14 protein-coding genes are annotated in these 16366 nt (G+C 57.9%); 8 read left to right on the top strand and 6 right to left on the bottom strand.

Annotated features, from left to right (window positions below; translation table 11 throughout):
* Positions 1–286: 286 nt before the first annotated feature.
* The 5 genes from ACR0LH_RS13815 to ACR0LH_RS13795 all read left to right on the top strand — a co-directional run bounded on the left by ACR0LH_RS13815 (position 287) and on the right by ACR0LH_RS13795 (position 5513).
* Positions 287–1633: a substrate-binding protein gene (locus ACR0LH_RS13815; protein WP_170385256.1), complete on the top strand. Its 1347-nt coding sequence runs from the start codon at positions 287–289 to the stop codon at positions 1631–1633.
* A 106-nt stretch (positions 1634–1739) separates the two neighbouring features.
* Positions 1740–2771 carry a branched-chain amino acid ABC transporter permease gene (locus ACR0LH_RS13810; protein ID WP_170385259.1) on the top strand — a complete coding sequence of 344 codons (1032 nt, stop codon included), beginning with the start codon at positions 1740–1742 and terminating at the stop codon, positions 2769–2771.
* Between the two features lie 3 nt (positions 2772–2774).
* Positions 2775–3980 (top strand): branched-chain amino acid ABC transporter permease, encoded by a 1206-nt coding sequence (locus ACR0LH_RS13805; protein WP_170385262.1) that lies wholly within the window; start codon positions 2775–2777, stop codon positions 3978–3980.
* A gap of 12 nt (positions 3981–3992) precedes the next feature.
* Positions 3993–4748: an ABC transporter ATP-binding protein gene (locus tag ACR0LH_RS13800; RefSeq protein WP_170485616.1), complete on the top strand. Its 756-nt coding sequence runs from the start codon at positions 3993–3995 to the stop codon at positions 4746–4748.
* Between the two features lie 9 nt (positions 4749–4757).
* The gene (locus ACR0LH_RS13795; protein WP_170416754.1) at positions 4758–5513 is read left to right on the top strand and encodes a branched-chain amino acid ABC transporter ATP-binding protein; all 756 of its coding nucleotides are present in this window, start codon (positions 4758–4760) and stop codon (positions 5511–5513) included.
* A gap of 265 nt (positions 5514–5778) precedes the next feature.
* Here the strand turns inward: ACR0LH_RS13795 and gph are convergent, their stop codons facing one another.
* Positions 5779–6456, bottom strand: coding sequence for a phosphoglycolate phosphatase (gene gph, locus ACR0LH_RS13790; protein ID WP_480721412.1), 678 nt, complete (start codon positions 6454–6456; stop codon positions 5779–5781).
* Between the two features lie 222 nt (positions 6457–6678).
* On the opposite strand from gph, the gene hemP reads away from it, so the two are divergent.
* Positions 6679–6846 carry a hemin uptake protein HemP gene (gene hemP / locus ACR0LH_RS13785; protein WP_170385274.1) on the top strand — a complete coding sequence of 56 codons (168 nt, stop codon included), beginning with the start codon at positions 6679–6681 and terminating at the stop codon, positions 6844–6846.
* The gene (locus tag ACR0LH_RS13780) at positions 6843–7319 is read left to right on the top strand and encodes a hypothetical protein (RefSeq protein WP_480721410.1); all 477 of its coding nucleotides are present in this window, start codon (positions 6843–6845) and stop codon (positions 7317–7319) included. The genes hemP and ACR0LH_RS13780 overlap by 4 nt, the downstream gene beginning before the upstream one ends.
* A gap of 51 nt (positions 7320–7370) precedes the next feature.
* Here ACR0LH_RS13780 and ACR0LH_RS13775 read toward each other — a convergent pair whose 3' ends face one another.
* From ACR0LH_RS13775 to ACR0LH_RS13755, 5 genes are all read right to left on the bottom strand, one after another.
* On the bottom strand, positions 7371–10436 hold the full coding sequence (locus ACR0LH_RS13775; RefSeq protein WP_480721409.1) for an aminotransferase class III-fold pyridoxal phosphate-dependent enzyme: 3066 nt from the start codon (positions 10434–10436) through the stop codon (positions 7371–7373).
* A 106-nt stretch (positions 10437–10542) separates the two neighbouring features.
* On the bottom strand, positions 10543–11415 hold the full coding sequence (locus tag ACR0LH_RS13770; RefSeq protein ID WP_480721408.1) for an NAD(P)-dependent oxidoreductase: 873 nt from the start codon (positions 11413–11415) through the stop codon (positions 10543–10545).
* A gap of 97 nt (positions 11416–11512) precedes the next feature.
* Positions 11513–11902 carry a Cu(I)-responsive transcriptional regulator gene (cueR, locus tag ACR0LH_RS13765; protein WP_170416765.1) on the bottom strand — a complete coding sequence of 130 codons (390 nt, stop codon included), beginning with the start codon at positions 11900–11902 and terminating at the stop codon, positions 11513–11515.
* Positions 11899–14379, bottom strand: coding sequence for a heavy metal translocating P-type ATPase (locus ACR0LH_RS13760; RefSeq protein ID WP_480721406.1), 2481 nt, complete (start codon positions 14377–14379; stop codon positions 11899–11901). Before ACR0LH_RS13760 ends, cueR begins: the two co-directional genes overlap by 4 nt.
* Positions 14380–14706: 327 nt before the next feature.
* Positions 14707–15327 carry a pyridoxamine 5'-phosphate oxidase family protein gene (locus ACR0LH_RS13755; RefSeq protein ID WP_480721404.1) on the bottom strand — a complete coding sequence of 207 codons (621 nt, stop codon included), beginning with the start codon at positions 15325–15327 and terminating at the stop codon, positions 14707–14709.
* Positions 15328–15766: 439 nt separating this feature from the next.
* Here ACR0LH_RS13755 and ACR0LH_RS13750 point away from each other — a divergent pair, with 439 nt between their 5' ends.
* Positions 15767–16330 carry a TetR/AcrR family transcriptional regulator gene (locus tag ACR0LH_RS13750; protein WP_480721402.1) on the top strand — a complete coding sequence of 188 codons (564 nt, stop codon included), beginning with the start codon at positions 15767–15769 and terminating at the stop codon, positions 16328–16330.
* Positions 16331–16366 lie beyond the last annotated feature (36 nt).

The following is a 16366-nucleotide window of genomic DNA, read 5'->3' as shown; positions in this document are numbered from 1 at the left end:
GACCAAATTGGTTGAAGGCTTGTGGAAAAATATTTGTTCTGCTCGGTGCAGCGACCCATGGAATTTACTAATTATCCAAACAAAAATAAGGGCTAACCGATAGCTGATGAATAAATGGTTACAGATTTTTAATCGCTCTGTGGATTTGTTTACACAAGATTCTTGCAAAATTAATGGGTTGTTGTGAATTTTTCAGAAGCGCCTCCATACTTGCCTTACGCAGAAATGCGATTTCGTCCGATGGAAGAGGAGCCAGAGGGCGGAAAACGGGAAATGGGAGGAATTAATGACTAATAAATCTGTCACACGCCGCGGCGTGCTGAAGTCCGGTGCCGTCGCGGGGACCGGTCTGGCCCTGCCAACGATCTTTACGGCTTCGTCGGCTGCTGCCTACACCAACGAACCGACAGGGTCCTCTGTCACTTTGGGGTTTAACGTCCCTCAGACGGGTCCTTACGCTGAAGAAGGCAATGACGAACTGCTGGCGCAACAGCTGGCGGTCGAGCATCTGAATGGCGAAGGCGACGGAGGCTGCCTGAACACGTTCTCGTCCAAGGCTCTGCAGGGGAACGGTATCCTCGGCAAGAAGGTCGAGTTCGTCACGGGCGACACGCAGACCAAATCGGATGCCGCACGCGCATCGGCCAAGTCGATGATCGAAAAAGACGGCGCGATCATGATCAACGGCGGCTCGTCCTCGGGCGTGGCTGTTGCGGTTCAGGGTCTCTGCCAAGAAGCAGGCGTGATCTTCATGGCTGGCCTGACCCATGCCAATGACACCACCGGCAAGGACAAGAAGGCCAACGGCTTCCGTCACTTCTTCAACGCCTATATGTCGGGTGCAGCCCTTGCACCGGTGCTGGCGGCCGAGATGGGCAACGAACGCCGCGCCTATCACCTGACGGCAGACTACAACTGGGGCTGGACCCAGGAAGAGTCGATCGTCGCCTCGACCGAAGCCTTGGGATGGGAAACGGTCAACACGGTCAAAACACCACTCGCGTCGACAGACTTCTCGTCTTACATCGCTCCGGTTCTGAACTCGGGCGCGGACGTGCTGGTTCTGAACCACTATGGCGGTAACATGGTGAACTCGCTGACCAATGCGATTCAGTTCGGCCTTCTGGACAAGGTGGCCAACGGCAAGGACTTCAAGATCGTCGTGCCGCTCTATTCCGAGCTGATGGCCGCGGGTGCGGGCGAGAACATCAAAGGTGTTCTGGGGTCGATGAACTGGAACTGGCAGCTACAGGATGAAGGCACCAAAGCCTTTGTGAAGTCCTTTGGTGAGAAGTATGGCAAACCGCCGTCCAACTCGGCCCAGACCTGTTATGCGCAGACACTGCTATATGCGGATGCCTGTGAGCGTGCGGGAACCTTCAATCCCTGTGGTGTTGTCGAAGCTCTGGAAGATTTCGAGTTCGACGGATTGGGCAACGGTCCGACCTGGTATCGCGGTGCTGACCACCAGTGCTTCAAGGATGTGCTGGTTGTGCGGGGCAATGAGAACCCGACCAACGAGTATGACACGCTGGAAATCGTTGAGATCACGCCACGTGCGCAGGTTGAATACGATCCCGAGCACCCAATGTTCGCCGGTGGCGAGCTGGGTCAGTGCAACCCGGGCGCATAAACCTGAGGTAAAGGTCTGGCTGCCTGACGGCGGCCAGACGTTTTTGGCAGGCTCGACGGCCTGCTGAACCACTCAATCCAAGCTGACCAATCTCGAGGTGGGGCCAATGGACGCCATCCTATTGCAAATTCTGAACGGTCTGGACAAAGGGTCGGCCTATGCGCTTATCGCATTGGGTCTGACGCTGATTTTCGGAACGCTGGGGGTTGTGAACTTTGCGCACGGGGCGCTGTTCATGATCGGCGCGTTCTGCGCCGTGACCCTGCAAAAGCTCATGAATCTGAGCTTTGAAACCGTTGACGAAACCCAAACGGACTTTCTGGGCAACCCGCTGAAAGTTGAAACGCCCTATGTCGAGGCTTGGTTCGGACCCGAGGTCGGAGCGAGCATCATCGACTGGTCTGTTCCTCTGGCGATCCTGTTTGCCATTCCGATCATGCTGTTTGTCGGATACGTGATGGAACGCGGCTTGATCAAACATTTCTACAAGCGCCCGCACGCGGATCAGATCCTGGTGACCTTTGGCCTCGCCATCGTTCTGCAAGAGATCGTCAAGTATTTCTTCGGTGCAAACCCGATCCAGACCCCGCCGCCTGACGCGCTGAGCGGTTCGGTCGATCTGGGGACCATGATCGGCTTTGACCCGAACGCGATCATCTATCCGATCTGGCGACTGGTCTATTTCGGGTTTGCTGTTGCTATCATCGGCGCCGTGTTCTCGTTCCTGCAGTTCACCACCTTTGGTATGGTCGTGCGGGCAGGAATGGCTGACCGCGAAACCGTGGGCCTGCTGGGTATCAATATCGACCGGCGCTTTACCATCATGTTCGGTATCGCCGCAGCGGTCGCTGGGTTGGCCGGGGTGATGTACGGGCCGCTCAATCCGCCGAATTACCACATGGGTATGGATTTTCTGGTCCTGAGCTTTGTTGTGGTTGTTGTGGGCGGCATGGGATCGCTGCCCGGAGCGGTGCTTGCCGGGTTCCTGCTGGGTATCCTTGAAAGCTTTGCTTCGACCACCTGGGCCACGACCACGATACCGGGCATCAACCAGATCATCATTTACCTTGTCGCCATCATCGTGCTGCTGACGCGGCCGCGCGGTTTGATGGGGCGCAAAGGCGTGATGGAGGAATAATCAATGTTGGGACTGAACAAAAAAGACACCAGCCTGCTGATCATCGTTGCGATCCTGACCTTGCTGGCCCCCTTCATCCTGAACCCGTTCCCCGAGGGCAGCGCCATGGCGCAGTTCAACGCGGGCTACCCGGACTTGATGCAGCGCTTTGTGATCTTCGGCATCTTTGCCATTGGGTTCAACATCCTGTTCGGCCTGACCGGATACCTGTCCTTTGGCCACGCGGCCTTTCTGGGTGTGGGATCTTATTCGGCCGTGTGGATGTTCAAACTGCTCAGCTATAACGTCATCCCGGCCATCGCGCTGAGCGTCGTCGTCGCCGCGCTGTTCTCGTTGCTGATCGGCTTTGTCAGCCTGAGGCGGTCGGGCATCTACTTCTCGATCCTGACGCTGGCCTTTGCACAGATGAGCTTTGCGCTGGCCTATTCGGTGCTGTCGAACCCCAAGTTTAACCTGACCAACGGTGAAACGGGTCTGCAGGTCTATGCGGATGATCCGCAAATCCTTCAGGGGGCCAATGCGCCCGACCTTCCGCACCTGTTCGGGTTGCCGATGCGCGCGACCTACACGATGGACGTAGGCGCGTGGAGCTTCGATTTCAACGCGGGATACTATCTGTGCGCTGTGATCATGATGGTCGTGTTCTATCTGGCCATCCGCATCTTCCGTTCGCCCTTTGGCATGATGCTGCGGGCGGTGAAATCGAACCAGCAGCGGATGAACTATACCGGTCTGAACTCCAAGCCATACACGCTGGCGGCCTTTGTGATCTCGGGCATGTATGCGGGACTGGCCGGTGGTCTGATGGCCGCGATGGATCCGCTTGCCGGGGCTGAACGGATGCAGTGGACCGCGTCGGGCGAGGTGGTGCTGATGACCATTCTCGGCGGCACCGGTACATTGATCGGTCCGGTTCTGGGCGCGGGCTTCATCAAGTATTTCGAAAACATCTTCTCGAAGATCAACGACAATGTCCTGCATAGCTGGTTCGCCTTTTTGCCCGACGGCCTGGAAGACGCCGTTGTGTTCCTGATCCACCCGTTCATCGGCAAAGGCTGGCATCTGACGCTGGGTATCCTGTTCATGCTTGTCGTCATCTATCTGCCGGGCGGCCTTGTTGAAGGTGGGCAACGCTTGCTGAATTGGTTCAAGCGCAAGAAATCAGGCACCGACGACGCGCCGTCGGGCAAAACCGAACCAGCGGAATAAAGGAGGGCGATCATGGCAATTCTGCGAGTCAAAGACGTCAGTAAACGCTTTGGTGGCCTCAAGGCGCTGACGGATGTGAACCTGAGCGTCGAGGAAAACTCGGTGCACGCGATCATCGGGCCGAACGGTGCGGGCAAGTCGACGCTTCTGAACTGTCTGGTGGGCAAACTGATGCCGGATACCGGATCGGTTCTGTTCGACAACAACTCGGTCCTGGGGCTAGAGCCGTACCAGATCAACCAGATGGGCATCAGCCGCGTGTTCCAGACGCCCGAAATTTTCGGCGAACTGACGGTGATGGAAAACATGCTGATCCCGATCTTCGCCATGCGGGATGGTGCGTTTCGGATGCACGCCTATGAGACGATTGCCAACGAAAAAGAGGTCGTCGAACAGGCCGAGGCGATGCTGGTCGAGATGAACATGGCCGACAAGCGCGAGATGCACGCTGCATCCTTGTCGCGCGGCGATAAACGACGGCTTGAGATCGGCATGTGCCTCAGCCAGAACCCGCGCCTTTTGCTGCTGGATGAACCCACGGCGGGTATGGCGCGGGCCGATACCAACAACACGATCGACCTGCTGAAACAGATCAAGGATGAGCGCGACATCACCATCGCCATCATCGAACACGACATGCATGTGGTGTTCAGTCTGGCCGAACGGATCACCGTTCTGGCGCAAGGCACACCTCTGGTCGAGGACACTCCGGAAAACATCCGCGGCAACCCCAAGGTCCGCGAAGCCTATCTGGGCGAGGCAGCGTAAGGAAAAGCTATGAACGAGAAACCTGACTTTTCAAAAAACGCGAATATGGCCAGCACCGCACCTGCCTTTCTGTCGGTGTGGGACATGCATTCCTACTATGGCGAAAGCTATATCGTGCAGGGCGTCAGCTTTAACGTGCATGAGGGCGAGATTTTGGCGCTGCTCGGCCGGAACGGGGCGGGCAAGACCTCGACCCTGCGCTCGATCGCGCGGGTGGGTGAGCCCGAGGTGCGCCATGGCGAAATCTGGCTCGATCATCAGCCGCTGCACAACATGACCAGTTATGAGGCCGCGGCTGCGGGCTTGGGTCTGGTGCCCGAGGACCGCCGTATCATCCCCGGCCTGACGGTCGAGGAAAATCTGCAACTGGCGCAGATCGCGCCCCCAATCGGGTGGTCACTAGAGCGGCTTTACGAACTGTTTCCCCGTCTCGGCGAACGCCGCAAGCAAGAGGGCGTGACCCTGTCGGGCGGTGAACAGCAGATGTTGTCAATTGCCCGCGCGCTGGCCCGTGACATCAAGGTGCTATTGCTGGACGAGCCTTACGAAGGGTTGGCCCCGGTGATCGTGGATGAGATCGAAAAGACTCTGGTCCATGTCAAACAGCAGGGGATGACAACGATCATCGTCGAACAGAACGCTGTGCGTGCGCTGGAACTGGCAGACCGGGCGATCATTCTGGATACGGGCAGCATCGTTTTCGACGGCACAGCCAGCGAAGTGCTCGACAATTCCCAGTTGCGCGAAGAGTATCTGGCTATCTGACACGCGCAGAACGGCAGGATCTTTCAATTCTATCGTGGCGGGATGGGTTTTCATTCCGCCATTTTCATTTGGTGGACCGGCTGCTTTCGTACTTCTTCGGTCAAAATAACTCGAACTATCAGGTGACTATGTTGGACTACGGGAAACCCCCTATATCTTGCCCCAGCGTAAGTGGTTAACACAGGCTTATCCAAGGAATGACCACGGACAATACCACTTTCCCCTGAGGGGCTGGCGACTTACCCCCTAAGCTGGCCCCTCGCTATCACGAGGTCCGTTGGTCCATCTCATCCAGCACTTCATTTACGAGCGCAGTCAATTTGCTGGCGTGGTCATACGTGCGCGAATGTGGAATTTCTGAAACGGGTGTTTTTCGATACCCTTCCGTGAACAACAGGAACGGAACCTTCGCCCGCTGTGCTGTTTCCGCGTCAACTTCACTGTCCCCGACATAAAGGCGCGGGCCAGCGGCTGTCACCGCATCAAAGCTTGCGTTCAAATGGGCAGGGTCCGGTTTGCGGACCTGTAGCGTATCGCCTCCGAACACGGTGTCAAAATGATGGTCCAGCTTAAGGGCGCTTAGAATGTGTCGGGCAGGGGGCTCGGGTTTGTTGGTGCACACGCCAAGGACACACCCCATCTCTTGCAACTGTGCCAAGGCGTCAGCAACGCCGGGATAGGGGACCGTTCGGTCGCTTGGCGCTGCGTCGTAATATGTCAGCGTTTTTTGCGTCAGTTCTGCGTGTCGCTCGATTGGCAGCCCGCAGTGACGGATCACACGCTCGACCAGTTTTGGCAGGCCGTTGCCGACGAACTGTTGGATTGTGTTCTGCGGCAGAGGTGCCGTGTCTGTGTCCAGCAGCATCCTGTTCGCTGCGGCAGCTATGTCGGGGATGCTGTCGACTAGCGTGCCGTCCAGATCGAACATGATTGTAGCGCTCATTACTGTCTCCGCCTGTATTCGCCTGGTGGAAGACCTAGCTTGGGCAACGCCTGTGTGCAATTCCGCAAGGTCGTGCGGTCGCAATCTATTGTTGCTTGACATACCTGACTAAAATAATCAGATTAACTTTGGAGAGAGTCAGCCAGCCCGGAATCGGGTCAGCCAGATAATTGAGATGAAAACAGAACGGCTTGTCGCCTGAGAACCTCTGGAGTTGACCTGATGAATATGCAGAACCCGAATCCCAGCGAGTCTTTTGCTGTGTCTATGCTTCCGGCGCATAAGGCCGAAGACCTCACAAAAGGCGGTAATCTTGCTCATATTGAACTGGGCGATCAGCTTTACACGCTGCGCATCACCCGCGCCGGTAAATTGATCCTGACGAAATGAGCGGTTCATCTTCGCGCGGCGGAGCACCGGTCGGCCATTTGGCCGACTTGAGTCCGGTTGAGGCCGGTGCCGTGATGTACCTGCGTTTATGGAGCGATGGCGGCCAGTCCCGCGTCGATGCGGCCAGCGATTTTGAGATCGCGCTGGGTGCGGACGTCGGGCGCGCCGCCATGATGACATTGGATCGGCTGTGTTCTCTGTGCGCCCATCATGGGCGTCGGCCCTTGATCCGGCATGGGTTGAATTGTTCCTGCCTGGGTGCGGATGAAAACTGTTTCGCCCAGATGATCGCTTCGGCATCTGAAGGAGCTCGCGAGGATGCCATGATGATGGCATCGCTGATCGTGCGGGCGGATTTTGCCCCCGCATTGGCCTCGTTGTCCGAAGAATTGGGGTTGGCACTGCGCCGCATGACGTCCGAAGTTCCTATGCCGACAACAGGGCATAGAATTCCTACAGCCGTGCTGCATTAACCAGCGGGCGAGAACCCTCGGCGCTCTCCTCGTGCCGAGGGTTTTCTTATGTCAGCAGCAGCCGCATCCGGCATGGTGATGGTCATGATCACAGGTCGGGGCAGGGGAATAGTCGCCCACCTCGGTCAGAACGTCACGCAATGCCCACAGGATCATATCGACATCATCCGCCTCGATCGTCAGGGGTGGGCGGATTTTCAGGATGTTGTCCTTTGGCCCTTCGCTGCCGATCAGAATGCGGTGATCGCGCATCCGGTTTTTGACGTATTTGCAGATTTCGGTGCCTTCAGAGCCGTCGGGGTTGATCAGCTCGACCCCCAAAAACAGGCCCATGCCCCGCACATCGCCGACGCAGCCAAAATCAGCTTCGATCCCGCGCAGACCGTCCATCAGCCGATCGCCCATCGCGCGGGCATTGTCTTGCAGCCCTTCGTCATCGACGATGTCCAGCACCTCTTTCCCGATGCGGCAAGACAAGGTCGATCCGCCAAAGGTCGAGAAGAACTCGATCCCGTTGTCAAAGCTTTGCGCGATTTCCTTGGTGGTGACCAGCACACCCAGAGGGTGCCCGTTGCCAATGGGTTTGCCCATGACCACGATATCGGGCAGCGCGCCCTGATGTTCAAAGCCAAAGTAATACTCACCCAGACGCCCCAGCCCGGTCTGCACCTCGTCGGCGATACACACCCCTCCGGCGGCGCGGATTTTTTCATAAACCGCAGGCAGATACCCTTTGGGCGGGATGATCTGGCCGCCAACCGAGGGGAAGGTTTCAGCGATGAAACCGGCGATACCGTGGCCCTTGTCCTGCAAAGCGGCAATCGCAGGGTCCACAAAATCCGCGAATTTTGTGGCGCGTTCGGGATCGTCGCGTTTGAACGACCCGCGATAGTCGTCGGCCACCTCGACCAGTTCGACCCAATCCGCCTGACCCACCCCGCCGGGTTTGTTGAATTTGTAGGCCGAGATCGCAACCGCCGCGTTCGTATTCCCGTGATAGCCGTGATCCGGCGTCACGATCCCCTTGGCCCCGGTATGGGCGCGGGCCAGCCGTAGGGCCAGTTCGTTCGCTTCGGTGCCGGAATTGACGAAAAAGCAGACCTCAAGATGATCGGGTAGTTTCGACAGCACCTTGTCGGCAAACGCAGTCTGCGCCGGATGCAGATAGCGCGTGTTCGAGTTCATCCGCCGAAGCTGATCCGCAGCCACTGCCTGTATGCGTGGATGGGCATGACCCACATGAGGGACGTTGTTATAGGCGTCCAGATAGGGGCGACCCCATTCGTCGAACAGGTGGTGTTTCCACCCCCGCACCAGCATGACAGGATCGTCATAGGTCAGGCTGAGATTGCCGCCAAAATGATCATGCCGCCCCTGCAGGATCGCCCGTTTGTCGGTTGGCTGGTAGAACACCTTGTCGTCAGGCAGGTTCAGCAGCACCGCAGGGTTCGGGCAGACGGCTTGCCACAGCTCAATCTCATCCGGATCACCGACGCCGGGCCAGTTATTCTGCATACCGTCTGTGGTCATGGCCACCTGAAAGTGGACATGCGGCGCCCAGCCACCATTCTGTGAGACATCCCCAAGCCGCGCAAAGGCCGCGCCCTGTGCCACGGGGTCACCGGGTTTCAGACGATCGCAGACCTCGGTGTCAAGGTGGCCATAAAGCGTATAGAACGGATCGCCCTCGGGTGTTTCGTGGTGCAAGATCACGACACCACCGTAGTCCAGGTGCGCGTCGCGGTTCTCGACGGCTTCGACTCGTCCGCTCATCGGTGCGTGCAACACAGTTCCGGCTGGCGCAAACACATCTACAGCCAGATGAACTGTGCGCCGGTCCGACGCTTTCCATGGTCCCTTGCGGAATCCCGGTTCCGCATAGATCAGGCGCGGTTCGTTGTAATACCCCATCCACGGACCCGGCCCATTTTCCTCGCCCACACGGGCAGCTTCGGCCAAAGGCACATGGAACGGGTTCTGCGGCCATGTACAGTTTTCAACTGAAAGCGAACCCATAGGGACGTCTTGCAGGCTCTGCCCGAGCAACTCGGCGAATTGACCGCGATGATCCGTCAGATAGGCTTGGATGCGCTCAGCCCCCTCGGTCACCGGCAACCCACAAGCCACACGCAGCCGTGCAGGCATCAACGCGCCATTAACAGCCGCGTTCTCTAGGAAACGCCACGCCGGCGCCTGGCTGATCGTAACGTACGGATCATCGGGGATTTCAGCGGCCATCAGGGTCGAGTTCACAACAGAAACCGCCAGCCGCATTCGCAACAGCGGCCAGATCAGGTCCACCTCTTCCGCCCGCAATCGATTTGCCGCGTGGTATCCGCGCACCAAAGCCGCCAGCGCGCGTTCCGGTCTTGGGTGGTCCAGAACGACGTACGCGCCTGCAATCGCGAGATCGCAAATGCGTGGCGCAGCACACATGTCGCCCAGATCAATCAGGCCGGACACGGTCTGACGTTGCCCTAATTCGCCCTCGACCAACACATTGTAATCGTTTGCATCATTGTGAATTGCCTGATTGGGCAGTGCCGCCAGCGTCGATGAGATCGCGTCGAACCCGTCGCAAATTTCTGTCAAAAGCGCCCGTCGCGAAGGGTCCGTGATCGCGTCCAGCTTTTCCGAGATCCAGCCCGCCTGCGTCAGATCCCACTTAAAGCCGGTGCGGTTCAAACCGCTATGCGAAAAACCTTCCAATGCGCGATCCGTTGCCCCCAATACGCGCCCCAATTTGAGTATCAGGTCTTCGGATTTAGGTGCAGCCTTGGCGTAACACTGCCCTGGAAGGCATTCCAGCAGCCACGCCAGACGCGGCGCACCATCCTGATCGGCAATGTGTGGCAATACCACACCCTCAAGGTCTTGAATCACCTTCGGAAAGGGCAGCCCCGGCGCTGCGTGCGCGATGTGGTCCAAAGCCTCTACCTGAAGGTCCACGAACTCCTGCTCACATCCGGCCCGCATGACCTTGAGCACATAGTCCTGCCCGTTGGTGGCCTGCACCAGAAAGTTAAGATCGTATTCGCCATCCAAACGGATCAGCCGGGCGTCCAAGCCCCAATGCTGACGCAATGCGCTCGTCCAGAAATCAATCAAGTCGCTCATTTGAATTCCCGTCCCGCGTTCAGCGGGATCCTTTTCATCTGGCCCTAAATATCCTCGGGGGTGAATTGGGCCGGCGGCCCAAGAGGGGGCAGACAGCCCCCTTTCTTCATCCCAACGCGCGCAATCGTTTGATCAAGGACGAGGTGTCCCAGCGCCCACCGCCCAGCTTCTGCACATCCTTGTAGAACTGATCAACCAGGGCCGTCACAGGCAAGGACGCGCCGGTTTCATCTGCGGTGCTTAGGCAGATGCCCAAATCCTTGCGCATCCAGTCAACGGCGAAACCGTGATCGAAATGGTCGTCCAGCATGGTCTCGTACCTGTTCGCCATCTGCCAGCTTCCAGCCGCGCCCTGGCTGATCACCTCAACCACCGACCGACCGTCCAGCCCGGCTTTCTCCGCAAAATGCAGCGCTTCACTGAGACCCTGAACCAGACCGGCAATGGCGATCTGGTTGCACATCTTCGTCATCTGCCCCGCACCGCTGTCGCCGATCCGACGGCAGATTTTCGAGTATACCTGCATGATCGGCTCTGCTGTGTCATAGGCCGATTGGTCCCCGCCACACATGATCGACAAGACGCCGTTCTCAGCCCCCGCCTGTCCGCCCGAGATCGGGGCGTCGACAAAAGCGATGCCGCGTGTCTTGCCCGCGTCGTACAGTTCGCGGGTCACTTTGGCGGATACGGTCGTGTGATCAACAAAGATCGCGCCATCGGACATGCCGTGAAACGCGCCTAGTTCTCCGGTGCAGACCATGCGCAAGTCATCGTCGTTGCCGACACATGCCATGACAAATTCCGCGCCCTCGGCTGCGTCACGCGGGGTCGCTGCCATCGCGCCGCCGTGCTGGGCAACCCACGCTTCGGCTTTGGCTTTCGTCCGGTTGTAGACAGTGACGTCGTGGCCTGCCGCTTGCAGGTGACCGGCCATCGGGTAACCCATGACGCCCAAACCCAGAAACGCGATTTTTGCCATTTGGAGATCCTTTCTGATGCCCGCCCTGGATCTGTGTCACCAGGCTGGGATGTTTGCCAGAGACAAAGCAAAGCTGCGTCGAAAGAGCAACCCCGCGTCACGTTTTGCCGCCCAAATCCTGTAGGATTGGACAGTCGGGCCGATCATCTCCGGCACAAGCGTCAATCAGGTGCCCCAGCGTGTCGCGCATGGCGTTCAGGTCTGCGATTTTCGCTTCGATCTGGGCCAAATGCGCCCGCGCGACTTTCTTTACGTCGGCGCTTGCGCGGGTATCGTCCTCGTACAAGGCCATCAAGGTTCGGCAATCTTCGATGGTAAATCCCAAGGCACGGGCGCGTCCCAGGAAATTCAGCTTGTGCACATCCTGGCTGCGAAAGCGGCGGTATCCGTTGTCATCACGCAAAGGTTTGATAAGGCCGATATCTTCGTAATAACGGATCGTTTTTGCCGGCAGGCCAGTCTGGTTCGATACATCGCCGATATTCATGGTTGCACCGCCTGCGCAGTCTGGACATGTGCGCTTTCCGGCAGGCTTGCACGAACGCGGCGCAAGCGCAGGGCGTTGGTCACGACAAACACGCTAGAGAGCGCCATCGCACCTGCGGCAAGGGCTGGTGACAAAAGAGGGCCGCCAAATGGATAGAGCGCGCCCGCCGCGACCGGGATCAACAATGTGTTGTACCCGAAGGCCCACACAAGGTTCTGCCGGATGTTCCGCATGGTTCTCTGGCTGATCTCAACCGCATTCGCGACACCGCGCAAATCACCGGACATCAGAACGACATCGGCTGTTTCGATCGCTACATCCGTGCCTGTGCCGATCGCTACACCGATATCCGCAGCAGCCAGAGCGGGGGCGTCATTTATGCCGTCTCCGACAAAGGCAAGCGCGCCGAACTTGTCGCGCAGCCCGTTGATCGCCTCTAGCTTGCCGTCCGGCAGAACCTCGGCCGTAACATGATCAATGCCGAGCTTCCCAGCCAGCGCCTGCGCTGTGGCAAGGTTGTCGCCCGTGACCATCGCCAGCGTCAGGCCCATTTCGTGCAATCTGTTCAATGCCTCGACCGTGCCGGGCTTGAGCGGGTCCGAAACTGCGATCACTGCTGCCGCCTGGCCGTCAATGGCAACGAATAAAGCGGTCGCGCCTTCGGCCGCACGCAGGTCGGCTTCGGGTTTCAAATCCGATACGTCTACTTGGTTCTGTGCCATCAACCTTGGCGATCCGATCAGGACGTCATGCCCTTCGACCGATGCCCGAACACCTAGTCCGGTCAACGATTGAAAGCTGTTAACCGGTGGCAGTTCTGCTGGTCCGGCGCGCATGATCGCCGTCGCAATCGGGTGTTCGGACCGAGACTCAACGGCTGCTGCAAGGCGCAGGACGAAATTGCTGTCAAAGCCGTTCGCCGTCGAAACGCTCTCCAGCTCTGGGCGACCTCGCGTCAGCGTGCCGGTCTTGTCCAGCGCCACGACCTTGGCCTGCTGAAGCTGTTGCAGCGCATCGCCTTTGCGAAACAGAACACCCAATTCGGCAGCACGACCGGTCCCCACCATGATCGAGGTTGGCGTTGCCAAGCCCATGGCACAGGGGCACGCGATGATGAGTACGGAAACACCCGCGACCAGTGCCATTGGAAGGGCCGGCACGGGACCAAAAAGCATCCATCCTCCGATCGCCAGCGCCGCGACTGCGATTACTGCTGGTACGAACCATGAGGTGATGCGGTCGACCATTCCCTGAATCGGCAGCTTGGCGCCCTGAGCCTGCTCTACCATCCGAATGACTTGGGCAAGAACCGTATCGGCCCCGACGCGGGTTGCGCGCACGCGCAGTGCGCCGGTTCCATTGACGGTCCCCGCGACAACCTGATCTTCGGGGGACTTGCCAACCGGAACAGGCTCGCCCGTAATCATGCTTTCATCGACATAGGATGTGCCGTCCAGCACCTCGGCATCCACCGGAACGCGCTCACCCGGCCTGATTTGCAGGACATCGCCCACTACAATCTCTGTGATCGGGCGTTCGATGGTCGCGCCACCTTGTTCTATCCGAGCGGTTTTCGGTTGTAACCCGATCAGCTTTCGGATCGCTGCGCCAGTTTGCCCCTTGGCGCGGGCTTCCATAACGCGGCCCAAAAGGATGAGGACTACGATTACCGACGCGGCTTCAAAATAAACATTTGCGCTGCCCCGAGGCAGGACGTCCGGCGCGAACGTTGCAACGACCGAGTATAGATACGCAGCACCGGTTCCGATGGCGACCAGCGCGTTCATATCAGGGGCACCGCGCAGTAGCGAGGGAACACCCTTTGCGTAAAAGACCCGCCCCGGACCGAACAGGAGAACCGAAGTCAACGCGAACTGAATCAGGTGGCTGGCCTGAGTGCCGATTACAGAGTGAACCCAATGGTGAAATGCGGGGATCATGTGCCCGCCCATTTCCAGAATGAAAACGGGTAGTGCCAACGCGGCGGCAAACAATGTGGCGCGGGTCAGTGATTGCGTCTCTTGCGATTTGTTCCGGTCGCTTTGGGTTTGCTCCTCTGCCTCCACCACATATGCGGGATAACCTGCCTTGGTGCAAAGCTCCGCCAGCAGCCGAGGGGTTGTGGCCCCGTCCACATAGGTGATCACGGCGCGTTCGGTCGCGAGATTTACCTGCGCGTCGGCCACGGCAGGATCGCTTGTCAGCAGGCGTTCGATTTTTCTGACGCATGAGGCGCAGCTCATGCCTTCGATTCTCAGTATCGTATGCTCAAGCGCGGCCGGATAGCCCGCTTGGTCCAGCGCGTCTGTCAAAGCCTGCACTGGCCCCGCATAGGTGACACTTGCCGTTTCGGTTGCAAAATTCACCGAAGCCTCGGTAACGCCCGGAACGCTGGTCAGAGCGCCTTCAACGCGCCCCACGCATGAGGCGCACCCCATCCCGGTAATTTTCAACTGCAGTGTTTGCGGAACGCCCATTCGACTCGTCCTGACATATTTTGTGGCTCCTAAATGGGGGTTCCAGTCACGGGAAGGTCAAGGGGGTGCTAGTATTATTTGCGGCTGCTGAAGGAAATCAGTAGGCGGCTTTGCTATTTAGCGACTTGCGAGATGTTCCAGCAAAAGTGAGTTGTACTGAGGCGGCGGGGAACTGCGCACAGCCTCGGGGGACACAAAAAAACCCAGCATCAGAATTGCGGATGACAGGACGCAACCCGCAAGGCAAGCGAACGCGAAATTAAGTGTGTGACGCGGCATAACAATCTTCCTTGTTTCAAAGACATCGGGTCTATTCGGGAAATCGTTTTAGGTTAGACCTGCGAGCCGTTGTTTCAGATCCTCGTTTTCGGCCTGGAGTTGAGCCAGTTGTTGACCCAGGTTATTGAGATGTGGCCGTAATTCGGCCTCGGTGAAGCGCGGCGTGATATGGCGCGGACAATTCCAGTCCAGCCCCTCGACATGAATCACGACGGCGCGTTCGGCCTCAGCCTCAGCGCCTTGGGGATAGAGGCTGGCGGCTGCCTCCTTGCCTTCGTTGAATTTGACCCGACCCAGAATCTTTAGGCGTCGTCGGTTGGCGTAATCCATCAGGATCATCGCGATGCGGTCGTTGCTGTCCAAATTCCCGCGAGAGATATACTGCTTGTTTCCAGAGAAGTCTGCGTATCCGATGGTTCGGGCGTCGAGGACCTTGAGAAAACCAACGGGACCGCCGCGGTATTGCACATAGGGCCATCCGGTTTCGGACACGGTGGATTGATAGAAACCGTCCCGGGCCTCTATGAATGCCTTTTCAGCCTCGCCGATTTCATGTCCTTGCTGCGGTCCGCCTTCGATGAATTTGGCATAAGATTTTGCGGATCCCATACGCTCTTGATGTGCGCGGACAGTCGGGGTGAAGGTTAGTTCCGAGAATGCGCGTGGCATTGTAGATCCTTTCTACAGATTCAATTCGGTCAATCCGGGGTGATCTTCGGGGCGCGGGCCTCGCGGCCATTTTTGGCCATGCGCACTTTTTGCTGCGCTGTGTCCTAGGTGAACGCCGGCAGGGGAGGGCGGGTCATGTCGCGATCCATCATGCAAGCGAGGCGGCAAGCAAGGCAACGGCCAGCAGAAAGGGAACGTATTGAGGTGAGATTGGGCTGGCTCGGCGTCGCATTTGCGAACTCCTTGGTTTACTGATCGGTACATCCTACGACTAAATGTGTACAGATCGGTAAACTATTTCAAGGTTTGATTTAAAACTTATTGTCCAATTTGGGTTTCATTGCGTGTATTTCCCTGCATTTTTCGACTTTTCTTGTTGGTGGTTGCAGTTCTCCGTCGGGAGTAATATGTACAGATCGGTACATACAGGAGCAGTGGCATGCGCCCCAATAAACGAGACGAATTGGTCCGCAAGGCTTTGCAAGTCTTCTATCGTGACGGATTCCACGCCACCGGTATGGATAAGCTGGTTGCCGAGACTGGCGTGTCCAAAACCTCGATGTACAAGCATTTTCGCACCAAAGAAGAACTGATCCTCGCCGCGCTGCGCCTGCGGGACGAAAACTTCCGAAATTGGTTCCTGCGTCGAATTGAAGACCTTGCGGATACGCCGGCCGACCAGTTGATCGCAAGTTTCGACGCTCTGGGAGAGTGGTTCGCAGAGGACGGTTTCCGCGGGTGCATGTTCATAAAGGCGGGCGCAGAGTTTCAGGACAAAGATCACCCGATTCACGTTCAGGCCGCTGAACATAAACGCCTGCTGCTTGAGTATTTCACTGACTTGGCGCGCAAGGCCGGTGCCGAGGATCCGGCCGCCTTGGCATGTCAGATCCTGTTGTTGAAGGAGGGCGCTATCGTGACTGCGGTTCTTCTTGAAAGTTGCGATCCGGCCCAGGACGCCAAGGCAGCCGCGAAGGTGCTTTTGGATCGTGCTTTGGCCTGATGTCGCATCCTCAGAGGGTCGATTGCCCAAAAGACG

The sequence above is a fragment of the Ruegeria sp. CL6 genome, assembly GCF_056536465.1.
This window is presented reverse-complemented; position numbering and strand designations above follow the sequence as displayed.

What these genes read in the sequence shown, in the direction of transcription:
- ACR0LH_RS13815 (WP_170385256.1), top strand. Translation starts at nt 287, where the DNA reads ATGACTAATAAATCTGTCACACGCCGCGGCGTGCTGAAGTCCGGTGCC.
- ACR0LH_RS13780 (WP_480721410.1), top strand. Translation starts at nt 6,843, where the DNA reads ATGAGCGGTTCATCTTCGCGCGGCGGAGCACCGGTCGGCCATTTGGCC.
- gph (WP_480721412.1), bottom strand. Translation starts at nt 6,456, where the DNA reads ATGAGCGCTACAATCATGTTCGATCTGGACGGCACGCTAGTCGACAGC.
- ACR0LH_RS13755 (WP_480721404.1), bottom strand. Translation starts at nt 15,327, where the DNA reads ATGCCACGCGCATTCTCGGAACTAACCTTCACCCCGACTGTCCGCGCA.
- ACR0LH_RS13770 (WP_480721408.1), bottom strand. Translation starts at nt 11,415, where the DNA reads ATGGCAAAAATCGCGTTTCTGGGTTTGGGCGTCATGGGTTACCCGATG.
- ACR0LH_RS13760 (WP_480721406.1), bottom strand. Translation starts at nt 14,379, where the DNA reads ATGGGCGTTCCGCAAACACTGCAGTTGAAAATTACCGGGATGGGGTGC.
- ACR0LH_RS13810 (WP_170385259.1), top strand. Translation starts at nt 1,740, where the DNA reads ATGGACGCCATCCTATTGCAAATTCTGAACGGTCTGGACAAAGGGTCG.
- ACR0LH_RS13750 (WP_480721402.1), top strand. Translation starts at nt 15,767, where the DNA reads ATGCGCCCCAATAAACGAGACGAATTGGTCCGCAAGGCTTTGCAAGTC.
- ACR0LH_RS13800 (WP_170485616.1), top strand. Translation starts at nt 3,993, where the DNA reads ATGGCAATTCTGCGAGTCAAAGACGTCAGTAAACGCTTTGGTGGCCTC.
- hemP (WP_170385274.1), top strand. Translation starts at nt 6,679, where the DNA reads ATGAATATGCAGAACCCGAATCCCAGCGAGTCTTTTGCTGTGTCTATG.
- ACR0LH_RS13805 (WP_170385262.1), top strand. Translation starts at nt 2,775, where the DNA reads ATGTTGGGACTGAACAAAAAAGACACCAGCCTGCTGATCATCGTTGCG.
- ACR0LH_RS13775 (WP_480721409.1), bottom strand. Translation starts at nt 10,436, where the DNA reads ATGAGCGACTTGATTGATTTCTGGACGAGCGCATTGCGTCAGCATTGG.
- cueR (WP_170416765.1), bottom strand. Translation starts at nt 11,902, where the DNA reads ATGAATATCGGCGATGTATCGAACCAGACTGGCCTGCCGGCAAAAACG.
- ACR0LH_RS13795 (WP_170416754.1), top strand. Translation starts at nt 4,758, where the DNA reads ATGAACGAGAAACCTGACTTTTCAAAAAACGCGAATATGGCCAGCACC.